The sequence below is a fragment of the Variovorax sp. Soil_C_26 genome, assembly GCF_057657075.1.
Genome location: NZ_JBDGJC010000046.1, coordinates 1 through 509, shown reverse-complemented (window position 1 = coordinate 509; position 509 = coordinate 1). Strand labels below are relative to the sequence as shown.

Here is a 509-nt window from a genome sequence, read left to right as displayed (position 1 = left end):
TGCGTCTCGTCGCCCTCCACCTCCACGTCGAGGTTGCGCTCGGCATGCAGCAGGATCTGCTCGGCGCCCATCTTGTCTTCGAACACGAAGGCGTTCGCATTGGCGCTCGAGCCCCCCTTGCTCGAGCGCGTGACGATGCCGCTCTTGGTCGCCTCGCCCGGCAGCGCGAACGGCGGCATCTGGTCGGCGTTGTACACGCGCCCCACGATCACCGGACGGTCCACGCGACCACCGATGAAGTCCACCACCACCTCCTGGCCGATGCGCGGCGTGAACACGCCCCCGAAGCGCTCGCCCGCCCAGATCTGCGACACGCGCACGAAGCGCGAGCTGTTCTCGTTCTTCTGGCCGTAGCGGTCCCAGTGGAACTGCACCTTCACCCGGCCGTACTGGTCGGTCCAGATCTCCTCGCCCTCGGGACCGACCACGGTCGCGGTCTGCGGCCCGCTCGTGCGCGGCACGGGCGTCTGCCGCGGCGCCCTGAACGGCAGCGAGGTGGGCTGCACCAC

General features: G+C 69.5%; 1 protein-coding gene. It reads right to left on the bottom strand.

The genetic code is table 11. The features are described 5' to 3' along the window. Positions 1–509: type VI secretion system tip protein TssI/VgrG (gene tssI / locus AC3A6G_RS27385; RefSeq protein WP_487875099.1), on the bottom strand; the 509-nt coding region annotated here is incomplete at both ends.